Annotated in this window: 3 protein-coding genes; all 3 read left to right on the forward strand. The window is 72.9% G+C overall.

Features of this window, described 5'->3' with window-relative positions; genetic code table 11:
- The first annotated feature begins 322 nt into the window (after positions 1–322).
- Positions 323–2,203 (forward strand): DEDD exonuclease domain-containing protein, encoded by a 1,881-nt coding sequence (locus AB0J52_RS31615; protein WP_500186435.1) that lies wholly within the window; start codon positions 323–325, stop codon positions 2,201–2,203.
- 132 nt (positions 2,204–2,335) lie between these two features.
- Positions 2,336–3,085, forward strand: a complete 750-nt coding sequence (locus tag AB0J52_RS31620) for a rhomboid family intramembrane serine protease (RefSeq protein ID WP_500186436.1) — start codon at positions 2,336–2,338, stop codon at positions 3,083–3,085.
- A 109-nt stretch (positions 3,086–3,194) separates the two neighbouring features.
- Positions 3,195–3,698 carry a hypothetical protein gene (locus tag AB0J52_RS31625; protein ID WP_500186437.1) on the forward strand — a complete coding sequence of 168 codons (504 nt, stop codon included), beginning with the start codon at positions 3,195–3,197 and terminating at the stop codon, positions 3,696–3,698.
- Positions 3,699–3,798: the final 100 nt, after the last annotated feature.

The following is a 3,798-nucleotide window of genomic DNA, read 5'->3' on the forward strand; positions in this document are numbered from 1 at the left end:
CCCGGCCGACGGCCCCACCGGCCCGACGGGACCCGAGGGGGCGACGGGCCCCGCCCGGAAGGGCGCCGAGCAGCTCGGCCGCGGTCTCCACCACGCTCTGGCGGACCGCCTCGGGCAGGGGGCGGGGCGGGCGCTCCGCCGCCTCCGGGCCGCTGTCGATGATGTCGCTCCTTCTGGCCGACCGTCTTGAGATGACTGTTTCCCGAGGTCATCCGCCTCAATCGGTGGAGACCGGGGCCAAGCCTAGCGGTCCGGCCACGGGAGGGCCGGAGCCGAAGGCCCGGCGGCCGTTCTGTCGGTGCGATGGCCTACGGTCGCCGTCATGACCTCCGCGCACCGCCTTCCCGGGTCAGCATCCCCGCCGCCGTCCCCAGGCGGGCGCACCGTCTCCGGCGTCCCCGAGCAGGCCGGACCGCCGCGCGACGTGCCCGTTCAGGGGGCCGCCCGGCAGGGCGTGCCACCACAGGGCGTGCCGGTGCAGGGCACGCTGGACGACCTGGGCACGCCGCTCGCCGACGTCACCTTCGTCGTGGTCGACCTGGAGACCACCGGCGGCTCGGCCGCCGACTGCGCCATCACCGAGATCGGCGCGGTGAAGGTGCGCGGCGGCGTGCACCTCGGCGACTTCGCGACCCTGGTCGACCCGGGCGGCCCGGTGCCGCCGTTCATCACCGCGCTGACCGGCATCACCACCCAGATGGTGATGGCCGCGCCGCGCATCGAGCGGGTGCTGCCGGCGTTCCTGGAGTTCGCGCGCGGCGGCGTGCTGGTCGCGCACAACGCGCCGTTCGACATCGGGTTCCTGAAGGCGGCGTGCGCGCGGCTGGAGTACGCCTGGCCCGCCTTCCCGGTCGTCGACACCGTCGACCTCGCCCGCCGCGTGATGACCCGGGACGAGGTGCCCAACCACAAGCTCGGCACCCTCGCCCGGTACTTCCGCACCGAGACCGAGCCGTGCCACCGGGCGCTCGCCGACGCCAGGGCCACCGTCGACGTCCTGCACGGCCTCATCGAGCGGCTCGGCTCGTTCGGCGTGACGTCGCTGGAGGAGCTGAAGGGCTTCGCCAAGGCCCCGACGCCCGAGCAGCGGCGCAAGCGGCACCTGGCCGCGGACGTGCCGAGCGAGCCCGGCGTCTACCTGTTCGAGGACGCCGACGGCGAGATCCTGTACGTCGGCAAGTCCACCGACCTGCGCACGCGCGTCCGCTCGTACTTCACCGGCTCGGAGACGCGGTGGCGGGCGCGGGAGATGGTCGGCCTCGCCGAGCGCGTCCGGACGATCGTGTGCGCGACCGGGCTGGAGGCCGAGGTCCGCGAGCTGCGCCTCATCGCCGAGCACAAGCCGCGCTACAACCGGCGGTCCAAGTTCCCCGAGCGGGCGGTGTGGCTGAAGCTCACCGCCGAGCCGTTCCCACGGCTGTCGGTGGTGCGCGAGTCCCGGGACGACGGCGCGGTGTACCTCGGGCCGCTGTCGTCCACGCGGCAGGCCGAGGAGGCCAAGGCGGCGCTGCACGAGGCCGTTCCCCTGCGGCAGTGCACGCAGCGGCTCACGCTGCGGCTGGTCGAGCGCGGCAACGGGCGCGCGTGCGCACTGGCCGACCTCGGGCGCTGCGGCGCGCCCTGCGTGGGCGACGAGACCCCCGACGAGTACACCGGGCACGTCGAGGCCGCGCGCAGCGCGATGCTCGGCGACATCCGCCCGGTCGTGACGGCGGCGCGGCGGCGCATCGCCCGGCTGGCGGCCGAGTACCGCTACGAGGAGGCGGGCGCCCAGCGCGACCGGCTCGCCGCGTTCGTCCGGGCGGCGGCGCGCGGGCAGCGGCTGGCGGCGCTCGCCCGGCTGCCGCAGGTCGTGGCGGCGCGCCCGGCCTTCGACGGCGGCTGGGAGCTGTCGGTCGTCCGGTACGGCCGCCTCGCCGCCGCCGGGACGGTCCCGCCGCGCGCCGCCCCGCGCCCCTACGTGGACGCGCTGATCGCGACCGCCGAGACCGTCCTGCCGGGCGCGGGCGGCGCGCCGGGCGCGATGACGGGGGCGGGCGGCACCGGCGCGGAGGAGATGGAGTGCGTGCTGCGCTGGATGGACACCCCGGGGGTCCGGCTGGTCGAGGTCGAGGGGGAGTGGACCTGCCCGGCCTACGGCGGGGAGTCGTTCCGCGGCTGGATCGACAACGCCTACGCCGCCGTGGACCCGTCCGACCGTTAGGGTTTGGTGCACTTGCCTCAGCTTTGCTGACCTTGCTTGGGTTTGCTGACCTTGCTTGGGTTTGCTGCACTTGCCCGAGAGGCCCGAGAACGCCGCCGATTCCGCCTTCTCCTGATCAGGACGCCCCCACACATGGCACTGCCCCTCTACGACAGCCAGCCCGCCCGGCGGGTCCCCTGGGTGACCTACCTGCTGGTCGCCGCGAACGTGCTGGTGTTCCTGCTCACCCCGATGGCCAAGTTCGCCACCTGGTACGGCGACAACGAGGTCCGGGCCTGCAAGGTCACCCAGTTCTCGATGGAGTACGGGGCCGTCCCGAAGGAGCTGACCACCGGCGAGCAGCAGCCGATGCCGGCCGAGGCCGCCCACCAGTGCGGGCCGTCCACCTTCACCAAGACGCCCTGGACGTCCGCGTTCACCTCGATGTTCGTGCACTCCAACTGGCTGCACCTGCTGGGCAACCTGGTGGTGCTGTTCGTCGTCGGGATGGGCGTGGAGGACCGCCTCGGACGGCTGCGGTACCTGCTGAGCTACCTGTTCTTCGGGCTCGTCGCGGTGTACGGGTTCGCCTACACCACGCCCGACTCCGACATCCCGCTGATCGGGGCGTCCGGCGCGATCGCCGGGGTGCTCGGCGCGTACCTGATCCTGAACCCGCGCGGCCGGATCGTCAGCTGGGTGGCGCCGGTCTTCTTCGTCCGGCTGCCGGTGTGGGTCGTGCTCGGGTCCTGGTTCGTCCTGCAGTGGCTCTCGCTCGGCGACAAGTCGAGCAACGTCGCGTACGTGGCGCATATCTACGGTTTCGTGAGCGGCATGCTGTTCGCGTTCCTGGCGCGCCGGGCCGGGCCGGCGCGCGGTATCGCCGCACTCTCGCGAGGCTGATTTACCGGTGACCGCCCCGGACGATTGTCCGGGGCGGTCTCGCATTTTTCCGCTGTCCGCCCGTCCGCGTTCTCCTGTTTTTGTCGTACCCCCTTGGGATGATTACGGCATGTCGAACGAGGACGCGGATGACCTCGCGTGGGAGCGGTCCGCAGTGGTGCGGGTGACGCCCTCCGCCAAGGCGCGGAAGCTGGCGAAGGTGCCGTTCGTCGAAATGGCGGGCGGACGCCTCCAGGGAGTGGTGTCGAGCGGTTCCGACATCGCCCGTGTTTATGTCTCGTCCATTGCCGCCGAGACGCACGCGTACAGCTGCAGCACGAACAACAACCGGAGGTGCGGAGGGCTCAGCGGTTCCTTTATGTGCAAACACCTCGACGCGCTTCTGAAAGAGGCGGTGCTCCAGTACGGGGCCGAGCGCGTCGCAGCCTATCTGGGCGTGGAGGCCGAGCCGGGCGGCGACCTGGCCCGCGCGCTCCACGGCGGCCAGAGCGGGGACGACCCCGCCGCCACGGTGTTCAACCGGTTCCTGCGGCACCTGGCCTACCTGGAGCTGCCCGCGCAGGGCGCGCCGGTGCCCGAGATGCAGTGGTTCCCGGCCGGGGCGGTGGGCTGATGCTGAGCATGCACCTGGCCGCGCTCACCGGCGGCCTCCCGGACGGCGTGGACGACGCCCTCGGCTTGGTCGACGGTTTCGACGACGCGCTGACCCACGG

Source organism: Spirillospora sp. NPDC049652 (assembly GCF_040675125.1).
Classification (GTDB): Bacteria; Actinomycetota; Actinomycetes; order Streptosporangiales; family Streptosporangiaceae; genus Spirillospora.